The sequence below is a fragment of the Methylococcus sp. EFPC2 genome (assembly GCF_016925495.1).
GTDB lineage: Bacteria > Pseudomonadota > Gammaproteobacteria > Methylococcales > Methylococcaceae > EFPC2.
This window is the reverse complement of record NZ_CP070491.1, coordinates 220,981-246,857: the sequence shown is the minus strand read 5'-3', so window position 1 is coordinate 246,857 and position 25,877 is coordinate 220,981. Positions and strand designations below refer to the sequence as shown.

Sequence of the window (25,877 nt, the reverse complement as noted above, 5' to 3'; positions counted from 1 at the left end):
CCGGCGATGCGTTCCAGGTTTTCCGCAGTACGTCCGGTTATGAAGACATGGAGACCTTCCCGGGCGAAGCGCCGTGCCAGGGTGGCGCCCAGTCCTCGACTGGGCGCGACACCCACGACGACGGCGGATCGATTGCCGTGACCAGTCACGAGCCACCTTCCGATTTTGGTGGTGCGAGTTCGAAGATGACGATTTCCGCATCGCCTCCGCCAACGCTCTCAACGGTCATGGCCGCACCGGTCTCCCAAAAGACATCGCCGGGTCCATAAACCCGGCTTTCACCGGCGTCTTCGACTCTCAGTTTTCCCTTGAGCACGTAACGCGGACCGGGCCCGTCATGGGTGTGCACCGGCGTTTTGTAGCCGGAGGGAAACTGGACACGAATGAGTTTGGTCGTAACCGAATTGGACGGGAGGGTCACGGCTTTCTCCAGTAGCAGTTCCCTGGACAGCGCTGGCTGAAATTCTTCGGCGTGGGCTGAACCGAATAAAGTACAGGCGGACCACAGGCCAAGGCCCCATTTCAGATAGATGTTGTTCATGGGATGGTCCTCCGAAAAAAATTGAAGTGTATCTGTACGAATCAAAAGTGCCCAAGCACACAGGGATGCCCCGCCAATTTCAACCGAGCCGGCTCTCGAATGATTATCCCATACCGAACCGCATCCAAGCTTGGCGCGAAGAAATCCCGCAGGGCAACAAGAATATCGCAGCCCCGCGGATCCGTGCGGAAGCGCCGGCTGATCTAGCCTGCCTTGCCAACCTGGGTGGCGGCAGGTACTTCGATCAACTTGCCGGACCTCACGTCGTAGATGTAGCCGTATACCGGAATGTCCGACTGCACGGGGGGATGATTCCGTATGCTCTTGACGTCCTCCAGTATGCTTTCCTCCTGGTTCTTGATGGTCAGCCAATTGATATATTTGCCATCGGTGCAGCCCGATCCTTCGCCGCAATCATGCCAGCCTGAGGCACTCGATGGAAGCAGTCTTCAGAAGGCTGCTGGACAACAGATCGCCCATGATTTCGTTGGTGAAAGCTTCCATGCCGCGGTCGGTACGGTCGATGACGAACCACTCGCGGGTCGCCAACAATTTGTAGGAAATGACGAGGGAAGCAATCGCATCGTCGCTGGCGCGGCCGCCGGCGTTGCGGATAAGTGAACTTCGCCCTCGCTGAGGCCCGCGTATTTGGCCGGATCGAGGCACGCATCGATGCAGGTCAAAATGGCAAACCGTCGGCCGGGCGGCATGGGCAGATCGCCTTTAGTAAAATCTCAAGGTCGATCCCGCCAGCGACAATCGCAACCGGACGGATTTTTTCGCTGGCTTCCATTTTTTCATTCTCAGTCTCCTATGCCGGTGGAATAGGGAATTGAAACTGCCTCCGCAACGAGCCGGTCATAATTTCTGAGTCAGCTCAGGGGCTGACAGTTGTCATTCACGGATGCGGATCCACAATCAGCTTTTGGCTGATTCCGCCAGTTCCCGTTTCACTCCCGTTACCTGCCATTCACGGAAATTTGAATCCAGGGCTGAGTGTCAGCAATGGCCGACGACGTGACCTAGGCCGTATATGGGGGAGGGTCGGCTACCTGGGTGCAGGCGACATTCAACTGACCGCCGCGAGGAACGGACGAACGGCTCAATTTGGCCGTAAGCCTCCGTTGAATTTGTTTGTTTGTTTGTTTGTTTGTGGTAAAGCTTAAATTGTGCGGCATGTCGCCTACGTCGATTGAACCGATGGGAATTCGGTTATCCCAACGGCTGATGGCGTGGGCAATGGTGACATGGATGATCGGTGTCTTCCCACCTGCGATGGTCGCCACCATCCGGTTTCAACTTTATTGCGTCTCGGTGTCCACAAAGGCAGAGGATCGGCCTGGAGGCGTCAAGCGGGCACACATTTCGACAGAGGGACCAAAAACGACGCAATCCAGGGTAAGCGGCGCGGCCGTGATGGTATATTTGATGGTATCCTGAAAATCGTGAAAACAGGAAACCTGAAAATACAGGGATTTCATGGCTTAATTCGATGACGGCCCTCGTACCAAATCGATAGATCGAAGAAGCCCTGAGGCTTCCGCGAAACCCGCAAGTTTAACGACTTGCGGGTTTTTTATTGCCCAGAAGAAATCCGCCCGCGCTAACTTCGCAAAATGGGCGCAAGTCTTGGTCGATGCCGAGATGACCACCGCACGGCTGGATCGCCCTCGGCCACATGGACCACGTCTAGCGATAGCAGTCTCCCGCTGAACCGTCCGATGAAGTCTCCGACGCCCATACCGTTGGTATCCGTCTCGAAATCCCCCTGAACCGATCCGGCCGGAACTCCCGCCCGCTTACCCCCGCCGGACGAAAAACCGCGACGACGGCCGATCTATCGTCACCAGAAAATATTTATTGCAAGGTACCTTGCATAGCAAGTTACCTTGCAATACACTCTTTTCCACCATGAGACATGCATCCACCCAACGACCATGAAGACTCAGCTCAAAAAAGGCGCGCTCGATATGTGCGTGCTGGCCATCCTGGCCGAGGGCGATCGCTATGCCTACGACATCGTGGCGCAGTTGGCCGGAGGGCTGGACATGAGCGAAGGCACCATTTACCCGCTGATGCGGCGTTTGCAGAACGAAGCCTGGGTGACCACCTATCTGGTGGAATCGGATTCGGGTCCACCGCGCAAGTATTACCGCCTGACCGAGGCGGGCAATCTGCGCTATCTGGACATGCGTCGGCAGTGGATCGAGTTCACCGGCGAGGTGGACAAAATTCTGGGAGTACGGAAATGACCCGATTGGAATATCTACAGGCACTCGAACGTGCCTTGGCCGGTCTGCCGCCCGCCGAGGTGGCGGAACTGCTGGCCGATTACGAACAGCATTTCGCCGACGGCCTGGCCTCAGGCCGCAACGAAGCCGATATCGCCCTAGGGCTGGGCGATCCGAAAAAAGCGGCAGCGGAGCTGCGCGCCGTCACCCGCATGGAAGCCTTTCAGCGCGAAAAAAGCCTGGCCAGCCTCGGACACCTGATCTTCGCGCTGGTGCTGCTGTTGGTCTTCAACCTTTTCCTGGCCTTTCCCATCGTCGTCTTCGCCTCGCTGCTGCTCGCGTTCTATGCGGTGGCCGTGGCGCTCTACGTCGGCGGCATCGTGGTCACGGCGGTCGGATTACTGGAGGCGACATTGAATGTTCCCGTTCCCTGGCTCGTCACTTCCGAACCCGCGGCGCTTACCGGCATCGAGTTCATCCTGGGCGGCATAGTGCTGTTGCTGCTTAGTCTGTCGGTCAGCCGGTACGCGCTGATAGGCGCAGTCCATTACGTGCGGATGAACGCGTCATTACTACAGAAAAGCCGGGAAGTCGAAACCGGCGACATCCATTCGACCAAATAGGGAGACTGCCATGCGAACCTTGATAAATGTGGGCCTGGCGTTGCTGGCATCGGCGGCCGTACTGGTGGCCATCACCTACGTCACGCTGAGGATCAACGGCCCCGCCCCGGGTGCCGCAGGAAATGGCTGGACTACCACCTTTTCGACGCGCTCCGAGGACCAGGGAAGCGAAGCCCGGACCATAACCCCGGAGGTCGTCAAGCTCGAACTGGACGGCCCTGTCGAGCTGACGCTCAAGCAGGGCCCGGTTCCGGCGCTGACGGTACGGACCGACAAGAGCTGGCTGCAACGCGTCGTCAGCGAGCAGGAGGGCGACCGTTTGCGCCTCGGCTATCGCGGCCGCGAGGGCTGGCATATCTACCTGGGCTCCACACCGACCGTACGGGCCGAGCTGGTATTGCCGGCGTTGGAAGAACTGGTGTCCAAAGGCTCCGGCGACTTCGACGTGAGCGGCTTTTCTGGCGAGCGTTTGAACCTGGTGCTGAAAGGCTCGGGAGACCTGAGTTTCAACGGCCAGTACCGGCAGATATTCGCAAAACTGGCGGGCTCCGGCGACATGAAGCTCGATGCGCGCGACGCCGAGAATCTGGACGTCGAATTACACGGCTCAGGCGACATTACCACGCGAGGCCATAGCCGGACATTGAAGGCCGAGCTGAAGGGCTCCGGCTCACTGCATGCCCAACACCTGGAGGCCGACGCCGTGGAACTCGCGCTGAGCGGCTCAGGCGACGTCACCGTGTACGCCCGTCTATCGGTGGACGTGAGACTCAACGGCTCGGGCTCTGTGGACATCTATGGCGACCCGGCCCAACGCAACAGCCGAGTAAACGGCTCGGGCAAAGTGAGCTGGAAATAGCAAGAGGACAAGGCCCGGTCGCCGGACGGTTCTCCCCCGGCGGCCACATCGAACGATAGCGGCAACCCGTTACATTCCATCGTTAGCAAGATACTTAGGAGGGACTCATGACTCACGGAAAGCTGATTTTATTGACTCGGCCACGCGCTCTTCCCGAGGGCGCCGAAGGCCGGAACGCGACAGGCACGACCCGTAAGGGCCTGGTGAAATTTTGGGCCGGATTAGTCATCGTCGCCGCCGCCCTGATTGTGGGTTTAGGCATCAAGGCGAGCCGCAGCACCGCCGCTCCGGCCGCGCCCGCAACCACGGTCACCGGCCGCCCGGCCCTGAGCGTGACGGCCGTACAACCTGAATTGCTCGATACTCCACGCGCCCTGTCCGCCAACGGGTCGGTCGCGGCCTGGCAGGAAGCCGTGATCGGCGCGGAAGTCAGCGGTTTGCGCCTGATCGATATTCGCGCTCAGGTGGGCGACAAGGTGAAGAAGGGGCAGGTCCTGGCGATCCTGGATGAGACGCGGGTTTCCGCCGACATCGCCCAAGCCCGCGCCATCCTGGCAGAAACGGAAGCCAACCTGGCGGACGCCCGCGCCAACGCCGAACGGGCCCAGCGGGTGATCAAGTCGGGGGCCATGAGCGCCCAACAGGTGGGGCAATACCTCACTGGCGAAAAGACCGCCGAAGCCAGGGTGCAATCGGCCAAGGCCCAGTTGGACCTGCAGTCCTTGCGCCTGCGTCACACGCGGGTCGTTGCCACCGACGACGGCGTGATCTCGGCGCGCAACGCTACACTGGGCGCGGTGCCCGCAGAGGGCCAGGAGTTGTTCCGGCTGATCCGCCAGAACCGCCTGGAATGGCGGGCGGAGGTCACGGCCGACGAGTTGCTCAAGATCAAACCCGGCCTCGACGTCACGGTCGCGGTGCCCGGCGCCGCCAGCGTGGGCGGCAAGGTGCGGGCGATCGGCCCCACGTTCGACGACCAGAACCGCAACGCCCTGATCTACGTGGATCTACCGCAGGGTGAACAGGCGGGATTGCGACCCGGCATGTTCGCCCGAGGCGAGTTCCATCTGGGCGCCAGCCCCGCGCTCACGGTGCCTCAGGACGCCCTGAGCCTGCGAGAAGGTTTCAGCTACGTGTTCCGCTTGGGCGAGACCCGCGGCGCTGTGGCCAAGGTCAGCCAGATCAAGGTGCAACTGGGCCGGAGGGCCGGCGAACGGGTGGAAATTCTGTCCGGGCTCGATCCGCAGGATCGCCTGGTTGCCAGCGGCGCTTCTTTCCTGGGTGACGGCGACAGCGTCAAGGTGGTGGTGAAATGAACGTCTCGGCCTGGTGCATACGCAACCCCATACCCTCCCTGATGCTGTTCGTGGCCCTCAGCTTCGGCGGGTTGGCGAGTTTCAAATCCCTGACGATACAGGGCAACCCGGACCTGGACCTGCCCATCATCTTCGTCAACTGCAGCCTGCCCGGCGCCTCGCCGCCGCAACTGGAAACGGAAGTGGCGCGCAAGATCGAAAACTCGCTCGCCAACCTGCAGGGACTCAAACACGTCACCACCAAGATACAGGACGGCAGAGTCAACCTGACCGCGGAGTTCCGCCTGGAGAAACCGGTGCAGGAAGCCCTGGACGACGTGCGCTCCGCCGTATCCAGGGTGCGCTCCGATCTGCCGGCGGAACTGCGTGACCCGGTGATCTCCAAGGCGGAAACCAGCGGCGAGGCCATCCTGGTCTACACCGTCGCTTCAGGCCAGTTCGACGACGAAGCCCTGTCCTGGTTCGTGGACGACACCCTCACCAAGCGCCTGCTGGCCGTGAAAGGGGTCGGCGCGGTGAAGCGGGTGGGCGGTGTCAGCCGGGAAGTCACCATCGCCCTGGATCCGGTCAAGTTGCAGGCGCTCGGCGCGACCGCCGCCGACATCTCCCGCCAATTGCGCGAGATACAGCGGGAAAGCGCCGGCGGCCGCACCGACCTGGGCAGCGGGGAACAGGCCGTACGCGCCCTGGCCACGGTCGCCTCGGTGGATGAATTGCGGACCGTGGAACTTGCGCTGCCCAACGGCCGGCATATCCGCCTCGACCAGGTGGCCACGGTCAGCGATACCGTGGCCGAGCCCCGCTCATTGGCCTTGCTCGACGGCAAGCCGGTGGTCGGCTTCGAGATCACCCGCAGCCGGGGCGCCGGCGAAGTCGAGGTCGGCGTTGGCGTGACCCAGGCGCTGGCCGAACTGAACGCCGCCCATCCCGATCTGCGGTTCACCGAGGCGCTCAATTTCGTGAAGTCGGCAGAGGAAAGCTACCAGGGCTCCATGAGTCTGCTGTACGAAGGGGCGCTGCTGGCCTTGCTGGTGGTCTGGCTGTTTCTCCGCGACTGGCGCGCCACCTTCATCTCCGCCCTGGCCTTGCCGCTGTCGGCCATCCCGGCTTTCCTGGGCATCGCCGCATTCGGCTTCTCGCTCAACTGGGTGACCCTGCTGGCGCTGTCCCTGGTGGTCGGCCTGCTGGTCGACGATGCCATCGTCGAGGTGGAAAACATCATCCGCCACCTGCGCATGGGCAAGACGCCCTATCAGGCCGCAATGGAAGCGGCGAACGAAATCGGGCTGGCGGTGATCGCCACCACGTTCACGCTGGTAGCGGTATTTTTGCCTACCGCCTTCATGAGCGGTTTGCCCGGACTGTTCTTCAGGCAGTTCGGCTGGACCGCGTCGCTGGCCGTGCTCGCCTCGCTGGCGGTCGCCCGCATGCTGACCCCCATGATGGCGGCTTATCTGCTGAAAAATCACTACCGTCCTCTCGCAGAAGAACCCCGCTCCATAGCCGCCTACGTGAAAATAGCGGCCTGGTGCCTGGACCACCGCAAGACCACCCTGGCCGGTGCGGCGGCGTTTTTCGTGGGCACCTTGTGCGTCGTTCCGATGTTGCCGAAAGCCTTCGTTCCACCGTCCGACGATGGCCAGATCAGGGTCCAACTGGAATTGGCGCCCGGCGTTTCCCTGGAGCAAACCCGGGAAGCGGCGGAGTCTGCACGCGCGCTGGTGGCCGGCGTGCCCTACGTGAAGAGCGTCTACAGCGCCATCGGCGGCGACGTGCGCAAAGCCACGCTATGGGTCACGCTGACTCCGAGGAACGAACGGCCGGTAGGCAAACCCGACATCATCCGGAACATTCGCCAACTCATGCCGGCCTTGCCCGGGGTGCGGAGCCGGGTCGGCGGGGGCGGGGAACGTTACGTGCTGGTGCTGAGCGGCGAGGATGCCCAGGTCTTGGACATGGCGGCCACTGCGGTGGAAAAAGACCTCAGGAGCATCCCCGGCCTCGGCAACATCGCCTCCAGCGCCGATCTGGTCCGCCCGGAAATCGCCGTGCGGCCCGATTTCGCCCGAGCCGCCGATCTGGGCGTGACCACCGCCGCCATCGGGGAAACCCTGCGCATCGCCACGGTCGGAGACTACGATGTCTCCCTGCCCAAGCTCAACCTCTCCCAGCGCCAGGTGCCGGTGGTGGTCAGGCTGGCCAGCGACGGCCGGCGGGATCTGTCGGTGCTGGAGCGTCTGGCCGTCCCCTCGGCGCAAGGCGGCTCGGTCCGGGTGGGCCAGGTGGCCAGGCTGGAACTTTCCAGCGGCCCGGCGGTCATCGATCGTTACGACCGCGCCCGCAACGTCAATTTCGAGATCGAGCTAGCCGGCCAGCCGTTGGGCAATGTCGTCCGCGCGGTGCAGAATCTGCCCAGCATCCTCAACCTGCCCGCAGGCGTCAAACAAATTACCCAGGGCGACGCGGAAGCGATGAACGAGTTGTTCGCCAGCTTCGGGCTCGCCATGGCAACCGGGGTTTTGTGCATCTTCCTGGTACTGATACTGCTGTTCAAGGATCTCACCCAGCCCTTCGCCATCCTGGCTGTGCTGCCCTTGTCCTTCGGCGGCGGCTTCGTGGCCCTGCTGCTGGCCGGCAAGGCATTTTCCCTGCCGTCCCTGATCGGTCTGGTCATGCTCATGGGCATCGCGACCAAGAACTCGATACTGCTGGTCGAATACGCCAGCGTTGCCCGCCGGGACCACGGCATGAGCCGCACCGATGCCTTGCTGGACGCCTGCCGCAAACGCGCCCGCCCCATCGTGATGACCACCCTCGCCATGGGCGCCGGCATGCTGCCCGTTGCCTTGGGGCTGGGCTCGGTGGACGGGGCATTCCGCAGTCCCATGGCCATCGCCGTCCTCGGCGGCCTGGTGACCTCCACGGTGCTGAGCCTCCTGGTGATACCGGTGGCCTACGCCTGCCTGGACGATTTCAAGACTTACGTCCAGGGGCTGGGCCGGCGCTCTGCGGCATCGCGTGGAGCCGTCGAATGCGACGCGCTATTGGCAGCCCCCCGGCCGCTAGGCGAATAAGACTTAAGCCATGGGCCGGAAACGGCACGAACAGGCTTTATCTACGGACGGCTGCAGGCTCAACTTAACGAAATCTAAGCTAATTGGAGACAACGATGTTTTACAATAGGAGCGCGCGGGGCTACTCGTCGCGAAAGGAATTTGGACTGAACACCCGCAGACCGCAGAACATGAAACTCCCACTCGCACTTTTGTCCGCGATGCTCGTTTTCGCGATGCCCGCAGCGAGCGCGCAGGATCTGTTGGCTATCTACGACCTGGCACTGCAGCAGGATCCCAAACTGCGTGAGGCCGAGGAGACGCGCAACGCCGCACTGGAGAACAAGCCGCAGAGTCTGGCCCGACTGCTGCCGACGCTGTCGGCCAGCGCCGGATTGAACCGAAACTCGGTGCTCTCCAAATTCGACACGGGCAGTGGGCAAGCCATCATCGCCGGCGGCCGCAACATCGGTTTTTGGAACAGCAACGCCACCCTCAACCTGACCCAGCCTATCTATCATCACGACATGTGGGTGCAACTCAGCCAGGCCGACAATCGGGTCGCCCAGGCCGAAGCGGATTACGCGGCGGAGCAGCAGAACCTGATCGTCAGGACGGCCAACGCCTATTTCGGCGTGCTGCTGGCCGAAGACAACCTGAGCTTCGCCCATGCCGAGCGCACCGCGATCGAGCGCCAGTTGGATCAGGCCAAGGCGCGGTTCGAGGTCGGCTTGATCGCCATCACCGACGTCAACGAAGCGCAGGCCGGATTCGATCAGGCCCGCGCGGACGAGATCAAGGCGGAAAACGAACTGGACAACGCCCGCGAAGCCCTGCGTGAGATCATCGGCCCCTACGAGGGCAATCTGGCCGGACTGGTGCAGGAAATTCCCCTGCAAACACCGGAACCGCAGAAGCTGGAGGATTGGGACGCGCGCGCCCAGGAGGGCAATCTCACTCTGATCGCCGCGCAAAACCGGGCCGAGGTGGCGCAAAAAGGCATAGACCTGCAATTCGCCGGGCACCTGCCCACCCTCGACCTGGTGGGGTCCGCCGGATTCACCGATACTAACCGACTGCGCGGCATTGGCCAGGAATCCCAAATCATAGGCATGCAGTTCAAAATGCCCCTGTTCGAGGGCGGCGCGGTCAACTCGAAGGTCAGGCAGGCCCGCCACGAATTCGCATCGGCGCAGGAAGCCGTGGACCGCCAGCGCCGGGCGGTGACCCGGCAAGTGAAGGATGCCTTCCGCGGCATCGTATCCTCCATCGGCCAGGTGAAGGCACTCAAGGCCGCAGTGGTGTCCGCGCAAAGCGCCCTGGAAGCCAGCGAGGCGGGCCTCCAAGTCGGTACGCGTACCATGGTCGACGTGCTGGCCACGCAGCGCAATCTATACCGCACCGAACGCGACTATGCCAAAACCCGCTACGACTATATCCTAGCCAACCTGAATCTCAAGCAGGCAGCCAGCATGTTGCGCCACGAAGACGTGGAACTGATCAACCGCTGGCTCAGTCGAGGCTGACCCCTACCCGTCATGAAACCTATCGCCCTTACCTTGCTGATTGCCCTGCCGCTGCTGCTTGGCCCGCTGCCCGCCGCTCACGCCGCCTTATTCGGCGCGGATACCTACCACGAATGCTTGCTCGACGAGCTGGATGAGGTGGAGACCGACGAAGCGGCGGTGCTGATCGCCAACGAGTGCCTGATGGCCTTCCCGGACATGAAACTGCCGGAAAAATCGTCGTCGCTGCTGCTCGGGCCGGACGACAGCGAGGAATGCATAGAAAAGTACGCGGCGGAACACCCCAGCAGCGTGGCGGCCGCCATGATCCGCGAAGCCTGTTACCTGCTGTACCCGACCCTATCGCCGGAAGAAAAAGAAGCGCTCTGAACCATGTCCTGGATCCTGCTCGACCGCGACGGAGTCATCAACGAAGACTCCGATGCCTATATCAAATCCCCCGATGAATGGGTGCCGATACCGGGCAGCCTGGAGGCGATCCGGCTGCTCAACCAGAACGGCTACCGGGTAGCGGTGCTGACCAACCAGTCCGGCATCGCCCGCGGCCTGTTCGACCTCGCCACGCTGGAGCGCATCCATGCGAAGATGCGCGCGGCGACCGAGGAGGCCGGCGGCCATATCGAGCATATCTTCTACTGTCCGCACGGTCCCGAAGACGGCTGCGCCTGCCGCAAGCCGGCCACCGGGCTGTTCGAACAGTTCGCCGGCAAATACCGCGCGGAGCTGGACGGACTGCCGGCGGTGGGAGACTCCCTGCGCGATCTGCAAGCCGCCGAGCGCGCCGGATGCAGCCCCATCCTGGTGGAGACCGGCAAAGGCCTGCGCACCCTGAAGCGCAACCCGGAACTGGACGTTCCCTCATTTTCCAATCTGTATGAAGCCGCTCAATACCTCCTCTACACCCAAGGCTGACGGTTTGGTCGCCATCCGCTCCGCCGTATTTTTCCTCGGCATGACGATCGCGACGCTCGTCGTCGCGCCGCTGATTCTGCTGGCCAAACCATTCGCCTTCGCAACCCGTTATCGCATCGCGCAGGGCTGGGTGAAGTTCAATCTCTGGTCGCTGAAAACCGTGTGCGGTCTGAGCCACACGGTGGAAGGACGCGAAAACATACCCGACCGCTGTGCGGTGATATTGTCCAAGCACCAGTCCGCCTGGGAGACCATAGCCCTGCAGGCGATATTCCCGCCCATGGCCTTCATCCTCAAGCGCGAGTTGCTGAAGATCCCGTTCTGGGGCTGGGCCATGGCCGCGCTGGAACCGATCGCCATCGACCGCGCCGCCAAGACGGCCGCTCTCAAGCAGGTCTTGCGGGACGGCGAGGCGCGGCTGCAGGCCGGGCGCTGGGTGGTGATCTTCCCCGAAGGGACACGCGTGGCGCCCGGAAAACGCGGGCGCTACAACGCCAGCGGCGGTTTGCTGGCGAGCCGGGTCGGCTGCCCGGTGGTGCCGGTCGCCCACAACGCCGGCGAATTCTGGCGCCGCAATGCCTTCATGAAATTTCCCGGGGTCATCAAGGTGTCCATAGGCCCGGCCATCGATGCCGCTCAACTGAGCGCCGCGGAGGTCAACAAGCTGGCGGAGGACTGGATCGAAGCCAAGATGGCGGAGATTTCCAGCGTCGGGACCGAAGCGGCGGCGTCGCATGAAGTCGAATAAGCGCCGCGCCATTCCGCCCGCGCTGGTATTGCGCAATCCCATCTGCTTCCTGGCCTTCGGCTTCGGTTCCGGCCTGGCCCCGAAAGCGCCGGGAACCTTCGGCACGCTGGCGGCGGTGCCGTTCTATCTGCTGGCGTCCGGCCTTCCCCTGCAGGCTTATCTGGCACTGGTGATATTGGCGTTCGTCGCCGGCGTCTGGCTGTGCGGGCGATGCGAAAAAATCATCGGCGCGGAAGATCATTCCGGCATCGTGTGGGACGAATTCGTCGGCCTGTTCGTCACCTATATCGCCGCGCCGGTCACGCCTGCCTATGTCGTCGCCGGATTCTGCCTGTTCCGCCTGTTCGACGTATGGAAGCCCTGGCCCATCGCCTGGTTCGACCGGCGCGTGCACGGCGGCCTGGGTATCATGCTCGACGATGTGCTGGCCGGCATCTACGCGGCCCTGGGCTTGGCCGTTTTGCGCTATGGGTTCTGAGATCCCGCATCGGCGGTATCCGCCTGATTGCGGCCGCGCAGATGGCGCATTTGCTTGCGGACCACATGGCGTATGAGCAAATCGCGATCCTTGTCGACGAGCTCGACGAAATCCACGGCAACCTGGTATGCGGGCAATTCTCCCCGCGTCTGCTGCGAGTAAACCACCCGGCCGCGCGCCTGCACCCCCACCATTTCCGGCGGCAACACCATCTTCAGCTCGAGCAGGCTGCCCAGCGCATAGTTCTCCTCCGACTCGAAAGCCAGCCCCGATGCGCTCAGGCTGACCCTCCGGGTGGGCTGGCGGCTCAGCTCGGGGTCGGTCGCCAGGATCGCGCGGGCGACCAGATCGATCTTCTGCTCCAGCACCTGGAGGAATTCGGCGACAGGGGGATAGTCGCGCTCGATGCGGCGCATCTGGCTGCGCGATTCCAGGGTCAGCAGGTCCAACTCGGCGGTCAGCGAAAACGTGTCCAGTGAAGGCTCGGCGTTATCCAGCGGCAGATTCAACTCGCGCGGATCGATCTCGCGGAAGAACAGGATAATGTTGTCCTCGATACGGAAATAGCGACGGCGTTCGCCATTCGCTGTATAGGCTGGCTCTGAACTCACGGGCGCACCTCAATGTATGGGATTTTTGGCGGCATCATCCGATTTCTAGCGACTTTTATCCAGTTGCTTCAGCCGCTCCAGCTTTTCGGCGATCTTGATCTCCAAACCCCTCGGCGCCGGCCGGTAGTATTCCCGCCGCCCGAGAGCCTCGGGAAAATAGTTTTCCCCGGCGGCGTAGGCGTCGGGCTCGTCGTGTGCGTAACGGTAGGCCTTGCCGTAATCCAGCTCGCGCATCAGCTTGGTCGGCGCGTTGCGCAAATGCACGGGAACGTCCAGGCTACCGGTCGCCGCGGCATCTTGGCGGGCCGCCTTGTAGGCCATATAAACCGCGTTGCTCTTGGGCGCACAAGCCAGATAAACCACGGCCTGGGCGATGGCCAGCTCGCCTTCGGGGCTGCCCAGGCGCTCCTGCACGTCCCAGGCGTTGAGCGCCAGTTCCAGCCCACGCGGATCGGCGTTGCCGATGTCTTCGGAAGCCATGCGCACCACGCGGCGCGCGATATATCCCGGATCGCAGCCGCCGTCCAGCATGCGGCACAGCCAGTACAGCGCGGCATCGGGGCTGCTGCCGCGCACCGATTTGTGCAGGGCGGAGATCTGGTTGTAGAAATCCTCCCCGCCCTTGTCGAAGCGGCGCACGCCGCCGCCGGCCAGCACCTGACGGGCGATATCCTCGGTCACCACGCGCCCCTCGTCCGGCAACAAGTCCGAAGTGATCTCCAGCAGGTTCAGCAGCTTGCGCGCATCGCCGTCCGCCGCGCCGGCATACCAACGGCGCAATGCCTCGGGAAATTCGAACGCGGTCCGTCCCAAGCCGCGCACCTCATCGTGCAGGGCCCGTGCTATGACCTGCATGAGATCGTCCTCGCCCAGGCTTTTCAACACATAAACCCGCGCCCGCGACAACAGCGCGTTGTTCAATTCGAAGGAAGGGTTTTCCGTGGTGGCGCCGATGAAATACACGGTGCCGTCCTCGACATGCGGCAGAAAAGCGTCCTGCTGCGACTTGTTGAAGCGGTGGACCTCGTCCACGAATAAGATGGTGCGGCGATGCTCTTCTCCCAGGACGCGTTTGGCTTCCTCGACCGCGGCGCGGATTTCCTTGACGCCCGACAGCACGGCCGACAGGGGCAGGAAATGGGCGTCGGCATGATGGGCGATTACACGAGCCAGGGTGGTTTTACCGGTGCCGGGCGGCCCCCAGAAGATCATGGAATGCAGCCGGCCCGCCCGGATGGCCTCGTACAAGGGCTTGCCCGGCGCGATCAGATGGCTCTGGCCTATGTACTCGTCGAGATTCTGCGGCCGCAGCCTGTCCGCCAGCGGCTTGTGATCCAGTTCGGACACGGGCGGCTATTTCTCCTCGAACACGTCCACGCCCTTGGGCGGAACGAATTCGAACAGGCCGGGCTCCAGGCGGGCGCCGGTCTGGACATTGCTGAAATAGATACGGGTGAGCTGGCCGAAATTGTCGCTCAACTCCATGCCGGCCAGATTGTCGCCGTTCAGGCCGATCAGCACGTATTTGAAGCCGCTGTCCTCGTCCTTGGGCACGAGCTTGAGCCAGTACAAGCCATCTTCCAGGCCCTGGCTGTCGATGACGAAGTTCTTCTCCAGCGCCACTTCGCCGGTCAGCAGCAAGGCCGGCGTCGAACCGATGGCCTGGTTGAGCTTCTTGGCCGTCACCTGTTCCAGGTCGACGTCGTAGAACCAAACCTTGCCGCCGCTGGCAACGATCTCCTGCTTGTACGGCGTGCGGTAATCCCAGCGGAACTTGCCGGGCCGCTGCAGATAGAACACGCCGCTGCTTTTCCGACCCGGCTCGCCTTTCTCGCTGACCATCACCTGACTGAAATCGGCTTTGAGCGTGCCGGCTTTACCCAGGAAGGCGCGCAGGTGACGGACGCCTTCATCGTCGGCAAAGGAGGGATTCATCACTCCCCATAGTAATAACAAGCGTGCGGCGAATTTGAACATAAAGTTTCCCTTGAGTTGGGGGTCGTGAGACCTGAAACGGCTGGATGTCGAGAGCCCAAGCGGCCCTCGCAGTGCCCGCTTCCTGCGTCTAATAGGCCTAGATGCGCCCCGCCAAGCGTTCCGCCAATCCCGTGTAGGCTCTCGGGGTCAATGCCAACAGACGCTGTTTGGCTTCATCCGGTATGGCCAGCTTGTCGACGAAGCGCCGCAAGTCTTCCGGCGTCACCCGCTGTCCGCGCGTCAGCTCCTTGAGCTTTTCGTAGGGCTTCTCGATACCGTAGCGGCGCATCACGGTCTGGATAGGCTCGGCCAGCACTTCCCAATTGGCGTCGAGATCCGCGTCCAGCACTTCCGGATTCAGTTGCAGCTTGGAAATGCCCTTGAGCGTGGACTGAAGAGCGATGAGCGTATGGGCGATGCCGACGCCGATGTTGCGCAGCACGGTGGAATCGGTCAGATCGCGCTGCCAGCGCGAGATCGGCAGCTTCTCGGCCAGATGGGCCATCAGAGCATTGGCCAGGCCTAGATTACCCTCGGAATTTTCGAAATCGATCGGGTTGACCTTGTGCGGCATGGTCGACGAACCCACCTCGCCCGCCACCGTCTTCTGGCGGAAGAAGCCCAGCGAGATATAGCCCCAGACGTCGCGGTCGAAATCGATCAACACCGTGTTGAAACGGCTCAGGGCGTGGAAGAACTCGGCGATGCTGTCGTGCGGTTCGATCTGTATGGTGTAGGGGTTGAACGCCAGCCCCAGCGATTCGACGAAGTTGCGCGCAAAACCTTCCCAATCGACTTCGGGATAGGCCACCGCATGGGCGTTGTAATTACCCACCGCGCCGTTGATTTTGCCCAGCAACTCGACCCCGGCTAATTGATTGCGCTGGCGTTCCAGCCGGGCGGCGACGTTGGCGAACTCCTTGCCTACGGTCGTCGGCGTCGCCGGCTGACCATGGGTGCGCGACAGCATGGGCTGGGCCGCGTATTCGCGCGCCAGCGACTTCACCGCCTCGATCAGCTTGTCCAATTCCGGCAGCAACACCTTTTCCCGCGCCTCGTTCAACATCAAGGCGTAAGACAGATTGTTAATGTCCTCGGAGGTGCAGGCGAAATGGATGAACTCGCTCACCGCCGCCAGTTCCGGCAGGTCGGCGATGCGCTCCTTGAGGAAATATTCGATCGCCTTGACGTCGTGATTGGTGGTCTTCTCGATCACCTTGACGCGCTCGGCGTCGGCCGGGGTAAGGCCGGTCAGTATGCTTTCCAGCCGTTCGTTGGCGGCGGCGCTCAAGGGCGGCACCTCCGCGATGGCCGGCTCGCTGGCCAAGGCCTGCAGCCAGCGAATTTCCACCAGCACGCGGAAGCGGATCAGACCGTATTCGCTGAGTATGGGACGGAGCGCGCCGGCCTTATCGGCGTAGCGGCCGTCGACGGGGGAAAGATTGGTTAAGGTCATGATTTTGATGGCGTTGAGAGAATTCAGTAAGCGGATGAATTAAAGGTCGACTCGATCACCCCGCCGCCCAGGCATTCTTCATCCCGGTAGAACACCACCGACTGACCCGGCGTCACGGCGCGCTGAGGCTGGTCGAAAATCACGCGGCAGCGGCCATCGTCGAGCGGCTCGACGGTGCAGGGCTGGTCGGGCTGACGATAGCGGGTCTTGGCGGCGCAGCGCAATGAAGCGGTCAGGAAGCGATTATCCACCCAATCCAGGGTGCCGGCTTCGAGCGCGTCGGAAAACATCAAGGGATGGTCGTGACCCTGGCCGACGATCAACACGTTGCGCTCGAGATCCTTTTGCAGCACGTACCAGGCCTCCTGGTCCGCACCTTTGACGCCGCCCACGCCGAAGCCGCGGCGCTGGCCCAGGGTGTAATACATCAATCCCTCGTGACGGCCGACGACTTCGCCTTCCGGCGTTTGAATTTCTCCCGGCTGGGCCGGCAGATAGCGCTGGAGAAATTCGCGGAATCGCCGTTCGCCGATGAAGCAGATGCCCGTACTGTCCTTCTTGCGTGCGGTGGCCAGGCCCGCTTTTTCGGCGATCCGACGCACTTCGCGCTTCTCCAGGCCGCCGATGGGAAACAGGGTGCGGGCCAGTTGCGGCTGGCCCAAGGTATAAATGAAATAGCTCTGGTCCTTACTCTGATCGACACCTTTCAGCAAGCGATACTGCCCTTCCCGCCGGTCCACCCGGGCGTAATGGCCGGTGGCAATGAGATCGGCGCCCAACTCCTGGGCGTAGTCGAGGAAAGCCTTGAACTTGATTTCCTTGTTGCACAGGATATCCGGGTTGGGCGTTCGGCCCGCACCGTATTCGCTCAGGAAAACCTCAAAGACGTGATCCCAGTATTCGGCGGCGAAATTGACCGTGCGCAGGGTGATGCCCAACCGGTCGCAGACGGCCTGGGCATCGGCCAGATCCTGGAGGGCCGTGCAGTATTCCGTGCCGTCGTCCTCGTCCCAATTCTTCATGAACAGGCCGGAGACCTCATAGCCCTGCTCCAGCAGAAGCAGAGCGGTGACCGACGAATCGACGCCGCCGGACATGCCGACGATGACATGCTGGCTCATAGGCTTAGGCCAGGAGGAACTTGAGGACGCTCAAGGGATAGCGTTCCCCCGCGAGGTAATCATCGATCACCTGCAGCACCAGCGGACTGCGCAGGCGCTCCTCGTCGGCGAGCAGTTCCTGCCGGGACCGCCAGACCGCCCGCTCGATGCCCTCGTCCAACGCCTGCTCCGGGTCATGGGCGTCAACCGAGCCGGCGAAGCACACGCGCAGATAACCGGCTTGACCAGCGGGCCTGTTCCACAAATAGATACCCACGAGCGCTTGCGGAGTGAAGCGCCACGCGGTTTCCTCGAGGGTTTCGCGCGCGACGGCCTCCAGCAGGCTTTCGCCGTACTCCACATGCCCTGCCGGCTGGTTGAAGACCAGGCGGCCCGCGGCGGTATGCTCCTCGACGAGGAGAAACCGCCCTTCGTGCTCAACAACGGCGGCCACCGTCAAACGCGGTCGCTCGGGGACTATGGGATTAGAAGGCGGTAGCAGCATTTAGAAATGGACTTTCTTACCACAATGAGGTTGTCAATCAGCGCGGGCTAACTAACAATAACGACAAACCGAGACGGGCCACGGCGAGGCCCTCCGAAAACCATGGAGCCTCCATGCCACGTAATCTCAGTAACCTGGGACTATCAATCAAGTTGCTATTTTCCGGTTATTTAATGGTGATCGCAATCGGCTATGGTATGGCCATGGTACAGATACTGTTTACGCACGGTATGGCAGACGGCAAATTCGGCCTGTCCATCGAGGACATCGTATACAGCTATTACGGCAACCGCTCGGGCTCGCCGCTGGAAGGCAAGCTGAACGGCTCGATGAAAGCCAATGCACCGGACGAGTCCCGCTTCAAAATCATCCAGTGGGTACGCGACGGCGCCGATAAACTGCAGTACGAGAAGGCTATCAAGCCGATTTTCGAAGCCAACTGCATACCCTGCCACAATGGCGGAACCAGCGGTCTGCCTGACTTCAGCCGCTTCGAAACCGTGGAAAAATATGCGCGGCAGGATCAAGGCGCCACCTTCGCCTCGCTGACTCGGGTCTCGCACATCCATTTGTTCGGGATCGCCTTCATCTTCATGTTCGTGGGCCTCATTTTCAGCTTGGTCTCGGGCGTGCCCGTGAAACTAAAAGCGGCTGCGGTGGTCATGCCCTACGTGTTCTTGCTCATGGATATCGCCTCCTGGTGGCTGACCAAGTTGAATCCGCATTTCGCCTTGCTGGTCGTCATCGGCGGCAGCGGACTTGCGATGGCGTTCGTGTTCATGTGGGTGATATCGATGTACGAAATGTGGTTATTGCCGCGACACTTGCCTTTCGCGGACCGCCGCGACGCCTTGCGGCGCGCCTGAAGAACGACCGAACAGCTAGCCTAAACCTTGAAATATGTCCGAACCATCCCATCATGACTCTAGCGGCGATCAGTTGGCGGTAGAGCAATCTAAGCCCAAGCTGAAACGTCCGCCGCTTTACAAGGTCATACTTTTGAATGATGACTTCACTCCCATGGATTTCGTGGTGCTGGTTCTGAGAAACTTCTTCGCGATGAGCGAAGAGAAAGCGACGCAGATCATGCTCCATGTACACACCCGCGGCATCGGCGTGTGCGGGGTTTATTCCAAAGATGTTGCCGAAACCAAAGTCACGCAAGTTAACGAGTTTTCCCGCAAGCATCAGCACCCGCTGATGTGCGCGATGGAAGAAGCCTGAGGCGAATACCATGTTAAGCAAAGAACTCGAGCACTCTCTGAATACCGTTTTCCGGGTCGCGTATGAAAAGCGCCACGAATTCGTCACCGTGGAGCACCTGTTGCTCTCCATGCTCGACAATGAGGCCGCGCTAGAAGTCTTGCGCGCCTGCGGCGGCAATATCGATCTGCTGAAGCGGGAGTTGCAAGAGTTTCTGGACGAGACCACACCGCTGATCCCCCCCGGCGTCAAGCGGGAAACCCAGCCTACGCTCGGCTTCCAGCGTGTATTGCAGAGAGCGGCCTTCCATGTCCAATCCTCGGGCAAGAAGGAAGTGACCGGAGCCAACATCTTGGTGGCGCTGTTCAGCGAGCAAGACTCCCATGCCATACACCTGCTGAACAAACAGGACATCTCACGGCTGGACATCGTCAACTACATTTCCCACGGCATTTCCAAGGTGCAGAGCGAAAGCGAAGGCAGCAGCACCCCCTCCGTGAACGAAGGAGAGGAGCAGGAAGGCGCGAATTCAGCCAACCCGCTGGAGAAATTCGCCGCGAATCTCAACGAACAGGCGCGGCGCGGCAAGATAGACCCGCTGATCGGGCGTAAGGAAGAAATCGAACGCACGGTGCAGGTTTTGTGCCGCCGCCGCAAAAACAATCCGCTGCTGGTGGGCGAAGCCGGCGTGGGCAAGACCGCGATCGCCGAAGGTTTGGCGAAGAAAATCGTCGAAGGCGAGGTACCGGAGATACTGTCCCGCAGCACCATCTACTCCTTGGACTTGGGAGCACTGGTCGCGGGCACCAAATACCGCGGCGATTTCGAGAAGCGTCTCAAGGCCTTGCTGGCGCAATTGAAGAAACAGCCCGACGCCATTCTGTTCATCGACGAAATCCACACCATCATCGGCGCGGGTTCGGCTTCGGGCGGGGTCATGGACGCCTCCAATCTGATCAAGCCGGTCCTGGCCTCGGGGGAACTGCGCTGCATAGGCTCAACCACTTACCAGGAATACCGGGGCATCTTCGAAAAGGACCGGGCGCTGGCCCGCCGCTTCCAGAAAATCGACATCCACGAGCCTACGGTTGACGAGACCTTCCACATCCTCAAAGGACTGAAATCGCGCTTCGAGTCGCATCACTCGGTCAAATATTCTCAGGCCGCGTTGCGCTCTGCGGCCGAACTCTCCGCCCGCTACATCAACGACCGGCATCTACCCGACAAGGCCATCGATGTGATCGACGAAGCCGGCGCCTGTCAGCGCCTGTTGCCGAGTTCACGGCGCAAGAAGCTGATCGGCACCTTGGAAATCGAGGACATCGTCGCCAAGATCGCCCGCATCCCCCCCAAGAGTATTTCAGGCAACGACAGGGACAAGCTGAAAAACTTGGAGAAAAATCTAAAGATGCTGGTATTCGGTCAGGACGATGCGATCGATGCGCTGGCTTCCGCCATCAAACTGTCGCGGGCGGGCCTGCGGGAAACCCAGAAAACCATCGGTTCTTTCCTGTTTGCGGGGCCCACCGGCGTCGGCAAGACCGAAGTCAGCCGTCAGCTGGCCAAGGTGATGGGCATCGAGCTCATCCGCTTCGACATGTCGGAATACATGGAGCGTCACACCGTTTCCCGGCTGATAGGCGCGCCGCCGGGCTACGTCGGCTTCGATCAGGGGGGACTATTGACCGAAGCGGTCAGCAAACAACCCCACGCCGTCCTGTTGCTGGACGAGATCGAGAAGGCCCACCCGGACGTATTCAACCTGCTGCTGCAGGTCATGGATCACGGAACCCTCACCGACAACAACGGACGCAAGGCGGACTTCCGTAACATCGTGCTGATCATGACCACCAATGCGGGCGCCTTCGAAAGCGACCGCCCATCAATAGGATTCACCGCTCAGGACCACTCCAGCGACGGGCTCAAAGCGGTGGAAAAGATGTTCACCCCGGAATTCCGCAACCGGCTGGACGCCGTCATACAATTCAAGGCCTTGGACGACGAAGTCATCCGTCAGGTCGTCGACAAGTTTATTTTCGAACTGGAAGCGCAACTTGCGGAAAAGCGGGTTTCGCTGGCGCTGGAACCCGATGCGCGCGAGTGGCTAGCCAAGCGCGGCTGGGACCCCAAGATGGGTGCGAGGCCCATGGCCCGGGTGATACAGGAAAACATCAAGAAGCCGCTCGCCGAGGAAATCCTGTTCGGCAAGCTGACAGAGGGCGGCATGGTGAGGATCAGCGTCGACGAGGAAGACCGTTTGGCCTTCGACTTCGTGAACCAATCGGAAAAAACCCCCGAGACGGCCTGATGCCGTCTCTCAGCGCTGGCGAAAGGTGATGCGTCCCTTGGTCAGATCATAGGGGGTCATCTCGACCTTCACCCGGTCGCCCGTCAGGATGCGGATATAATGCTTGCGCATCTTGCCGGAAATATGGGCAATGATGACATGCCCGTTATCCAATTCCACTCGAAAAGTCGTGTTGGGCAAGGTTTCTATGACCTTGCCTTCCATTTCGATCTGATCTTCTTTCGACATAAACCCCGTCTCTATCGCCCTGAACGCGGCGCGGTACAGCGCCTCAAAAAGGGCGATGTTAGCACATCAATATTCAATGTTCTCGCCTTTTTCGAACAATCGCCATTGCCCGCCAACATAAGCTTCCAATGGCCGATACTGGGTCTTGTAAGCCATTTTCCGGCAGGCCCCTATCCAGTAACCCAGATATAGCCAATCCAACCCTAAATGCCGCGCTTCGGTGATCTGCCATAAGACGGCCAGAACGCCCGGACTTCTTGCGGCGTAGTCCGGATCGAAAAAGGTATACACAGCAGACCAGGCATCCTTGAACCGATCCACGACTGCCACCGCAAACAACCGTTTTTCAAGACGAAATTCGATAAATACCGTGTCGGACCAATCGCTGGCCAAGAAGCCGATGAACTCACCCGCCCCGGAGTCGGCCATTCCACCGTCACTGTGGCGCGCGCCCAGATAGCGCCGGAACAGTTCGTAGGACTCGTCGGTGTAGGCGGCTGGGCGCATCGTCACGATCACGTCCCGATTGAGTCGCTCGATACGGTGCTGCGAACGGTTCGGCCGAAAGCGCGAGAGCGGGATGCGCACCGGAACACAAGCGGAACACCCAGGACACTGGGGTCGATAAACCAGATTGCCGCTGCGACGAAACCCCAGCGGCGCCAACTCGCCGTAGATTTCCGTTGTCATGGACAGCGTCGGATCGACATAAGCCAAACGCGCCTCACGACCGGCTAGATAAGAACAATCGTGGGGACGATCAAGATAGAGGGAGATTCTCCTCATGGGCGGCACCAGGCCTGTTCCGCAACGAATTGATTGCAATAGACATGCAGCATGTCGATGAAATCGCTGCGCGCCACTTCACGGGCACCGAAACCCTCCAGATGCGACGTATGAACCTGGCAATCGATCAAGGCGTAGCCCCAAGCCTGCAAGCGTTCCGCGCCTAGGACGAAAGCGGCTTTGGACGCGTTGCTGACGCGGTGAAACATGGACTCGCCGAAGAATACCCGGCCGATAGCGACACCGTACAAACCGCCAACGAGCGCGCCGTCAAGCCAGACTTCGAAGGAATGAGCCAAACCCAGCCGATGCAGATCGTTGTAGGCTCGCTTCATCGACGGGGTGATCCAGGTTGAATCCGCATAAGCGCGCGGTTCGGCGCATGCCTCGATGACGGCATCGAACGCGGTGTCGAAACGGAACTCGAATCGCCCCTGCCTGAGCAGTTTTCTCAGACTCCGGGTCGTAACCAAGTGTTCCGGCCGCAACACCAGGCGAGGATCGGGAGACCACCACAAGATAGGCTCCCCAGCGCCGTACCACGGGAATATGCCATGGCGGTAAGCCGATTCCAGACGCGCGGGAGCGAGGCATCCTCCGACCGCCAGCAGGCCGTTGGGCTCGTTTAGCGCCTCGCTCACACTCGGGAAGGGTTGCAGGGGATCGTCGGGATCAAGGACCGTTAGCATATCGGGGCGATGGCACTTCACTAAACCGTAGGCTCACCATCGCACGGGAGACTGAGCGTCCCGCTTCCCATATCCGAACTTCCGATACCTAGAGAGCGACGCAGCCGAACTAAAGACGAAAACGCCGAGCACCTCGCGACCGGTTCGAGGAACTTCAGTTCCTGTCGGCAGCCACGGTCAGATTGACGCCCGGCTTGAACTGCTTATCGGCCCTCGGACCGTTCCACTTCCGCAGTTCCGCCACGCTGACATTGAAGCGTTTGGAAATCGCAAAAATCGAATCACCTTGGCGCACGGTGTATTTGATCGACTGGGAGGATCTGATACCCGCTCCGGCAACCGAGAGGGGAAGTTTTCTGGCGGTGGTATCCTTGGCGGCCAGTGACAAGGTCATACCCGGCCGTATACCGTTCTTTTTGGACAACTTGTTCCAGCTGGTCAAATCATCGACCCCCACCGAATGGCTGCGGGCGATCGAATACAAAGTGTCGCCGTTGCGCACGGTGTAGACCGCCTTCTTGTCCGGTTCGCCGGCCTTGGCCTGCTTCCTGTTCAATGCCTCGTCATCTTCCGCTCCGCCTCGCAGCTTGTGGACGACTTTGACCGAAGTGCCGGGTTCATCATCGCGAGACTGAGCCTTCTTCGCGTGGACATGCGTGGTATCGGACCTCGATTTTTCCTTTATGGAGACCGTATGCTCCTCAGATTGCGCAACCTCCAGCTCATCCTGCACCGGCGACACTTCTTTCTGCATCGAATTGCCACCGAAGACGGCTTGCTCCTGTACCAGGCGCGCCAACTCCTCTTTAAATCCTTTGCTCTTATTAGCCGGCACGTAAAGATGATAGCTGCCGTCCACATCGGCATATTGCCCCTTGAAGCCGGGGTTTAGCGCTATCAACTGATTCAGGCTGATATCGGCGGCGTCGGCGGCCAAAGCCAGATCCAACTGGTCCTTCACCCGGACCGCCCGGTATAGCGCTTTGTTGGGAATAGGCCGCAAATCGATGCCATAGCGTTCGGAATCCACGAACAGGCGAGAAACCGCCAACAAGCGCGGCACATAGGACCGCGTTTCTTGCGGCAGATCCAAAGACCAGAAGTCGGTGGGCAATCCTTTGGCGGCGTTTTTCTGGATCGCGCGGGACACGGCACCTTCACCGCAGTTGTAGGCGGCCACGGCCAGCAACCAGTCGCCGTTAAAGTCGGCGCGCAGTTTTTTCAAATATTTGACCGCAGCCCGAGTGGACGCATAAACGTCGCGGCGTCCGTCGTACGAGCGGCTCTTCTTCAACCCGTAGTTTTTCCCGGTGGCCGGGATGAACTGCCACAGTCCTGCCGCATTGGCAGGAGAAATGGCGTGAGGCTGGAAGGCACTTTCGATTACCGGGAGCAGGGCAATTTCACCCGGCACATGCTGCTTTTCGATATGCAGGATGATGGAATACAAGAACGGCTCGGCGCGCTCCTGGACCCGTTCGATGTAACTGGGGTGGTTGATGAACCAGTTGAGTTCGCGCTCGATATCCTGGTGCTCAACCTCGGGGAACGCATAAAGATCGAACAAACGGTCCCAAAGATTGTCGTATTTGGGCTTGCCATTGGCACCGATGCTGATGGCGCCCCGTTTCCGGGATATATGAAAAATGCGCGACTTGCCCGCCGCCGTTGACTCTGCCGCAGCGTTCTCGCTTAAACTCGCATCGCTTTTGACCTTGCCGCCCTGCTGGCTACAGGCACTCAGGAACAGCGCAAATATCGACGCACAGCATAGAAAACGACCGTTAGGCTTTCGCTGCTTCATGATTGTTTCCTTCTGGATAGACACTCGGCGAGTCATTGCATTAACGAGCCGCTCAACACAATGAGATCAAAAGAAACCAGCACTCCATCGCCGCATCCTCGCCAAGCGTTCATGGCCTGGTACCGAACGACGAAGCTTGGAGTAACTTTGCAAAAGGCCGAAGCATCGTACCTTTTGGACATATTACATCCTACTTATAATCATAAGATATTACAAGTTGGCCCCATATTCTCAGAAAATCAATACATTAGCGACGAATCGCGGCGTGACTTCATCTTGCTGTCAGCCAGTGCCGATGGCGGGCTTACGCCGCTGAATCTGACCCTGGCCTACCCGGATCAACTCCCCATCGCCACCGCCAGCATCGATACCGCCATACTCCCCCACCTGCTCGAATTCGAAAACGAGCCCAGGGCCGTGCTAGCGGAAATCGAGCGAGTCCTGAAACCCGGCGGCCATCTGCACATCCTGGGTTTGAACCCTTGGAGCCTCTCCGGACTGTTCAAGCGCCTCCCCCCCTTCCAGGGCGACATGAGGGACAAGCTGATTGCTCACCACCGCCTGATCGACTGGTTAAACCAGCTAAGCATCGAGGCCGAATGGCAGGCCGGCTTCGACTACTCCCTGGATCACACGATCCGCACACCGGCCACCCTGTTCGGACGATCCATGGCCCACCTGGCGGCCGCCTATGCGATCCGCGCAATCAAGCGCACTTGCACGCTGACCCCGGTGCCGCTGAAAGCTCGTTGGATAAGCACGCCATCCTTGGTACCGGAAGGCCTGCTGGATACTACGAGCGGCGTGCTGAACAGGAAGTCGCCGTAAGCGCCCCTCCCCGGAGCCCGGCCCGAGCCTCCTTGCCGCCCCGCGGCCCTTGTTGCTAAAGTGCCGGTCCTTTTTTGGAACGCCAAGACCCAAGG

Annotated in this window: 25 protein-coding genes and 2 pseudogenes; 14 read left to right on the top strand and 13 right to left on the bottom strand. The window is 60.8% G+C overall.

Translation table 11 applies throughout. The features are described 5' to 3' along the window. Positions 1-2: 2 nt before the first annotated feature. The 3 genes and pseudogenes from JWZ97_RS20280 to JWZ97_RS01060 all read right to left on the bottom strand — a co-directional run. Positions 3-116: pseudogene (locus tag JWZ97_RS20280) on the bottom strand (glucose 1-dehydrogenase); the annotation flags it as partial. Between the two features lie 29 nt (positions 117-145). Beyond that, the gene (locus JWZ97_RS01065; protein WP_205432780.1) at positions 146-541 is read right to left on the bottom strand and encodes a cupin domain-containing protein; all 396 of its coding nucleotides are present in this window, start codon (positions 539-541) and stop codon (positions 146-148) included. A 203-nt stretch (positions 542-744) separates the two neighbouring features. Beyond that, positions 745-1,272, bottom strand: a pseudogene (locus JWZ97_RS01060) (beta-class carbonic anhydrase); the annotation flags it as partial. A gap of 1,206 nt (positions 1,273-2,478) precedes the next feature. On the opposite strand from JWZ97_RS01060, the gene JWZ97_RS01055 reads away from it, so the two are divergent. The 10 genes from JWZ97_RS01055 (at position 2,479) to JWZ97_RS01010 (ending at position 12,287) form a co-directional block, all read left to right on the top strand. Then, on the top strand, positions 2,479-2,793 hold the full coding sequence (locus tag JWZ97_RS01055; protein ID WP_205432778.1) for a PadR family transcriptional regulator: 315 nt from the start codon (positions 2,479-2,481) through the stop codon (positions 2,791-2,793). Then, on the top strand, positions 2,790-3,395 hold the full coding sequence (locus JWZ97_RS01050) for a DUF1700 domain-containing protein (RefSeq protein WP_205432776.1): 606 nt from the start codon (positions 2,790-2,792) through the stop codon (positions 3,393-3,395). The genes JWZ97_RS01055 and JWZ97_RS01050 overlap by 4 nt, the downstream gene beginning before the upstream one ends. A 10-nt stretch (positions 3,396-3,405) precedes the next feature. Then, entirely contained in the window at positions 3,406-4,254 is an 849-nt protein-coding gene (locus tag JWZ97_RS01045) for a head GIN domain-containing protein (protein WP_205432775.1), read from the top strand. A gap of 107 nt (positions 4,255-4,361) precedes the next feature. Further along, positions 4,362-5,570 (top strand): efflux RND transporter periplasmic adaptor subunit, encoded by a 1,209-nt coding sequence (locus JWZ97_RS01040; RefSeq protein WP_205432773.1) that lies wholly within the window; start codon positions 4,362-4,364, stop codon positions 5,568-5,570. After that, positions 5,567-8,644, top strand: a complete 3,078-nt coding sequence (locus JWZ97_RS01035) for an efflux RND transporter permease subunit (protein ID WP_205432772.1) — start codon at positions 5,567-5,569, stop codon at positions 8,642-8,644. The genes JWZ97_RS01040 and JWZ97_RS01035 overlap by 4 nt, the downstream gene beginning before the upstream one ends. 170 nt (positions 8,645-8,814) lie before the next feature. Next, the gene (locus JWZ97_RS01030; RefSeq protein ID WP_205432771.1) at positions 8,815-10,149 is read left to right on the top strand and encodes a TolC family outer membrane protein; all 1,335 of its coding nucleotides are present in this window, start codon (positions 8,815-8,817) and stop codon (positions 10,147-10,149) included. Positions 10,150-10,161: 12 nt separating this feature from the next. Next, positions 10,162-10,518 (top strand): hypothetical protein, encoded by a 357-nt coding sequence (locus JWZ97_RS01025; protein WP_205432770.1) that lies wholly within the window; start codon positions 10,162-10,164, stop codon positions 10,516-10,518. A gap of 3 nt (positions 10,519-10,521) precedes the next feature. Continuing rightward, positions 10,522-11,061: a D-glycero-beta-D-manno-heptose 1,7-bisphosphate 7-phosphatase gene (gmhB, locus tag JWZ97_RS01020; protein ID WP_205432769.1), complete on the top strand. Its 540-nt coding sequence runs from the start codon at positions 10,522-10,524 to the stop codon at positions 11,059-11,061. Further along, positions 11,024-11,809, top strand: a complete 786-nt coding sequence (locus tag JWZ97_RS01015; protein ID WP_205432768.1) for a 1-acyl-sn-glycerol-3-phosphate acyltransferase — start codon at positions 11,024-11,026, stop codon at positions 11,807-11,809. Before gmhB ends, JWZ97_RS01015 begins: the two co-directional genes overlap by 38 nt. Next, positions 11,796-12,287 carry a phosphatidylglycerophosphatase A gene (locus JWZ97_RS01010; RefSeq protein ID WP_205432767.1) on the top strand — a complete coding sequence of 164 codons (492 nt, stop codon included), beginning with the start codon at positions 11,796-11,798 and terminating at the stop codon, positions 12,285-12,287. Before JWZ97_RS01015 ends, JWZ97_RS01010 begins: the two co-directional genes overlap by 14 nt. On the opposite strand, the gene JWZ97_RS01005 is transcribed toward JWZ97_RS01010, so the two are convergent. From JWZ97_RS01005 to JWZ97_RS00980, 6 genes are all read right to left on the bottom strand, one after another. Then, on the bottom strand, positions 12,275-12,898 hold the full coding sequence (locus JWZ97_RS01005) for a PilZ domain-containing protein (RefSeq protein WP_205432765.1): 624 nt from the start codon (positions 12,896-12,898) through the stop codon (positions 12,275-12,277). The genes JWZ97_RS01010 and JWZ97_RS01005 overlap by 13 nt on opposite strands. Before the next feature lie 45 nt (positions 12,899-12,943). Further along, entirely contained in the window at positions 12,944-14,245 is a 1,302-nt protein-coding gene (locus JWZ97_RS01000) for a replication-associated recombination protein A (protein ID WP_205432764.1), read from the bottom strand. A gap of 6 nt (positions 14,246-14,251) precedes the next feature. After that, positions 14,252-14,875, bottom strand: coding sequence for an outer membrane lipoprotein chaperone LolA (lolA, locus tag JWZ97_RS00995; protein ID WP_205432763.1), 624 nt, complete (start codon positions 14,873-14,875; stop codon positions 14,252-14,254). 97 nt (positions 14,876-14,972) lie between these two features. Then, a complete protein-coding gene (gene purB / locus JWZ97_RS00990) occupies positions 14,973-16,331 on the bottom strand; it encodes an adenylosuccinate lyase (RefSeq protein ID WP_240342419.1) in 1,359 nt (452 codons plus the stop codon). 23 nt (positions 16,332-16,354) lie between these two features. Next, on the bottom strand, positions 16,355-17,452 hold the full coding sequence (mnmA, locus tag JWZ97_RS00985) for a tRNA 2-thiouridine(34) synthase MnmA (RefSeq protein WP_205432761.1): 1,098 nt from the start codon (positions 17,450-17,452) through the stop codon (positions 16,355-16,357). A 4-nt stretch (positions 17,453-17,456) separates the two neighbouring features. Then, positions 17,457-17,885 (bottom strand): NUDIX hydrolase, encoded by a 429-nt coding sequence (locus JWZ97_RS00980; RefSeq protein ID WP_371822633.1) that lies wholly within the window; start codon positions 17,883-17,885, stop codon positions 17,457-17,459. A 224-nt stretch (positions 17,886-18,109) separates the two neighbouring features. Here JWZ97_RS00980 and JWZ97_RS00975 point away from each other — a divergent pair, with 224 nt between their 5' ends. From JWZ97_RS00975 to clpA, 3 genes are read left to right on the top strand one after another with little or no spacing between them, the layout of a single operon-like run. Next, a complete protein-coding gene (locus JWZ97_RS00975) occupies positions 18,110-18,802 on the top strand; it encodes an elongation factor-1 alpha (protein WP_371822553.1) in 693 nt (230 codons plus the stop codon). Between the two features lie 34 nt (positions 18,803-18,836). Then, entirely contained in the window at positions 18,837-19,160 is a 324-nt protein-coding gene (clpS, locus tag JWZ97_RS00970) for an ATP-dependent Clp protease adapter ClpS (RefSeq protein WP_205432758.1), read from the top strand. Between the two features lie 10 nt (positions 19,161-19,170). Then, on the top strand, positions 19,171-21,447 hold the full coding sequence (gene clpA / locus JWZ97_RS00965) for an ATP-dependent Clp protease ATP-binding subunit ClpA (protein ID WP_205432757.1): 2,277 nt from the start codon (positions 19,171-19,173) through the stop codon (positions 21,445-21,447). A 9-nt stretch (positions 21,448-21,456) separates the two neighbouring features. Here clpA and infA read toward each other — a convergent pair whose 3' ends face one another. From infA to JWZ97_RS00945, 4 genes are all read right to left on the bottom strand, one after another. Continuing rightward, positions 21,457-21,675 (bottom strand): translation initiation factor IF-1, encoded by a 219-nt coding sequence (infA, locus tag JWZ97_RS00960; RefSeq protein WP_205432756.1) that lies wholly within the window; start codon positions 21,673-21,675, stop codon positions 21,457-21,459. A gap of 66 nt (positions 21,676-21,741) precedes the next feature. Next, positions 21,742-22,461 (bottom strand): arginyltransferase, encoded by a 720-nt coding sequence (locus tag JWZ97_RS00955; protein ID WP_205434495.1) that lies wholly within the window; start codon positions 22,459-22,461, stop codon positions 21,742-21,744. Continuing rightward, positions 22,458-23,150 (bottom strand): leucyl/phenylalanyl-tRNA--protein transferase, encoded by a 693-nt coding sequence (aat, locus tag JWZ97_RS00950; RefSeq protein ID WP_205432755.1) that lies wholly within the window; start codon positions 23,148-23,150, stop codon positions 22,458-22,460. The genes JWZ97_RS00955 and aat overlap by 4 nt, the downstream gene beginning before the upstream one ends. A gap of 154 nt (positions 23,151-23,304) precedes the next feature. Beyond that, positions 23,305-24,978, bottom strand: coding sequence for a transglycosylase SLT domain-containing protein (locus JWZ97_RS00945; RefSeq protein ID WP_205432754.1), 1,674 nt, complete (start codon positions 24,976-24,978; stop codon positions 23,305-23,307). A gap of 252 nt (positions 24,979-25,230) precedes the next feature. Between JWZ97_RS00945 and JWZ97_RS00940 the strand changes: the two genes are divergently transcribed. Further along, positions 25,231-25,782 carry a class I SAM-dependent methyltransferase gene (locus JWZ97_RS00940; RefSeq protein WP_205432746.1) on the top strand — a complete coding sequence of 184 codons (552 nt, stop codon included), beginning with the start codon at positions 25,231-25,233 and terminating at the stop codon, positions 25,780-25,782. Positions 25,783-25,877 lie beyond the last annotated feature (95 nt).

Coding starts and splice junctions, on each gene's coding strand:
- JWZ97_RS01065 (WP_205432780.1), bottom strand. CDS start 541: ATGAACAACATCTATCTGAAATGGGGCCTTGGCCTGTGGTCCGCCTGT.
- JWZ97_RS01055 (WP_205432778.1), top strand. CDS start 2,479: ATGAAGACTCAGCTCAAAAAAGGCGCGCTCGATATGTGCGTGCTGGCC.
- JWZ97_RS01050 (WP_205432776.1), top strand. CDS start 2,790: ATGACCCGATTGGAATATCTACAGGCACTCGAACGTGCCTTGGCCGGT.
- JWZ97_RS01045 (WP_205432775.1), top strand. CDS start 3,406: ATGCGAACCTTGATAAATGTGGGCCTGGCGTTGCTGGCATCGGCGGCC.
- JWZ97_RS01040 (WP_205432773.1), top strand. CDS start 4,362: ATGACTCACGGAAAGCTGATTTTATTGACTCGGCCACGCGCTCTTCCC.
- JWZ97_RS01035 (WP_205432772.1), top strand. CDS start 5,567: ATGAACGTCTCGGCCTGGTGCATACGCAACCCCATACCCTCCCTGATG.
- JWZ97_RS01030 (WP_205432771.1), top strand. CDS start 8,815: ATGAAACTCCCACTCGCACTTTTGTCCGCGATGCTCGTTTTCGCGATG.
- JWZ97_RS01025 (WP_205432770.1), top strand. CDS start 10,162: ATGAAACCTATCGCCCTTACCTTGCTGATTGCCCTGCCGCTGCTGCTT.
- gmhB (WP_205432769.1), top strand. CDS start 10,522: ATGTCCTGGATCCTGCTCGACCGCGACGGAGTCATCAACGAAGACTCC.
- JWZ97_RS01015 (WP_205432768.1), top strand. CDS start 11,024: ATGAAGCCGCTCAATACCTCCTCTACACCCAAGGCTGACGGTTTGGTC.
- JWZ97_RS01010 (WP_205432767.1), top strand. CDS start 11,796: ATGAAGTCGAATAAGCGCCGCGCCATTCCGCCCGCGCTGGTATTGCGC.
- lolA (WP_205432763.1), bottom strand. CDS start 14,875: ATGTTCAAATTCGCCGCACGCTTGTTATTACTATGGGGAGTGATGAAT.
- purB (WP_240342419.1), bottom strand. CDS start 16,331: ATGACCTTAACCAATCTTTCCCCCGTCGACGGCCGCTACGCCGATAAG.
- mnmA (WP_205432761.1), bottom strand. CDS start 17,452: ATGAGCCAGCATGTCATCGTCGGCATGTCCGGCGGCGTCGATTCGTCG.
- JWZ97_RS00975 (WP_371822553.1), top strand. CDS start 18,110: ATGGTGATCGCAATCGGCTATGGTATGGCCATGGTACAGATACTGTTT.
- clpS (WP_205432758.1), top strand. CDS start 18,837: ATGTCCGAACCATCCCATCATGACTCTAGCGGCGATCAGTTGGCGGTA.
- clpA (WP_205432757.1), top strand. CDS start 19,171: ATGTTAAGCAAAGAACTCGAGCACTCTCTGAATACCGTTTTCCGGGTC.
- infA (WP_205432756.1), bottom strand. CDS start 21,675: ATGTCGAAAGAAGATCAGATCGAAATGGAAGGCAAGGTCATAGAAACC.
- JWZ97_RS00955 (WP_205434495.1), bottom strand. CDS start 22,461: ATGAGGAGAATCTCCCTCTATCTTGATCGTCCCCACGATTGTTCTTAT.
- aat (WP_205432755.1), bottom strand. CDS start 23,150: ATGCTAACGGTCCTTGATCCCGACGATCCCCTGCAACCCTTCCCGAGT.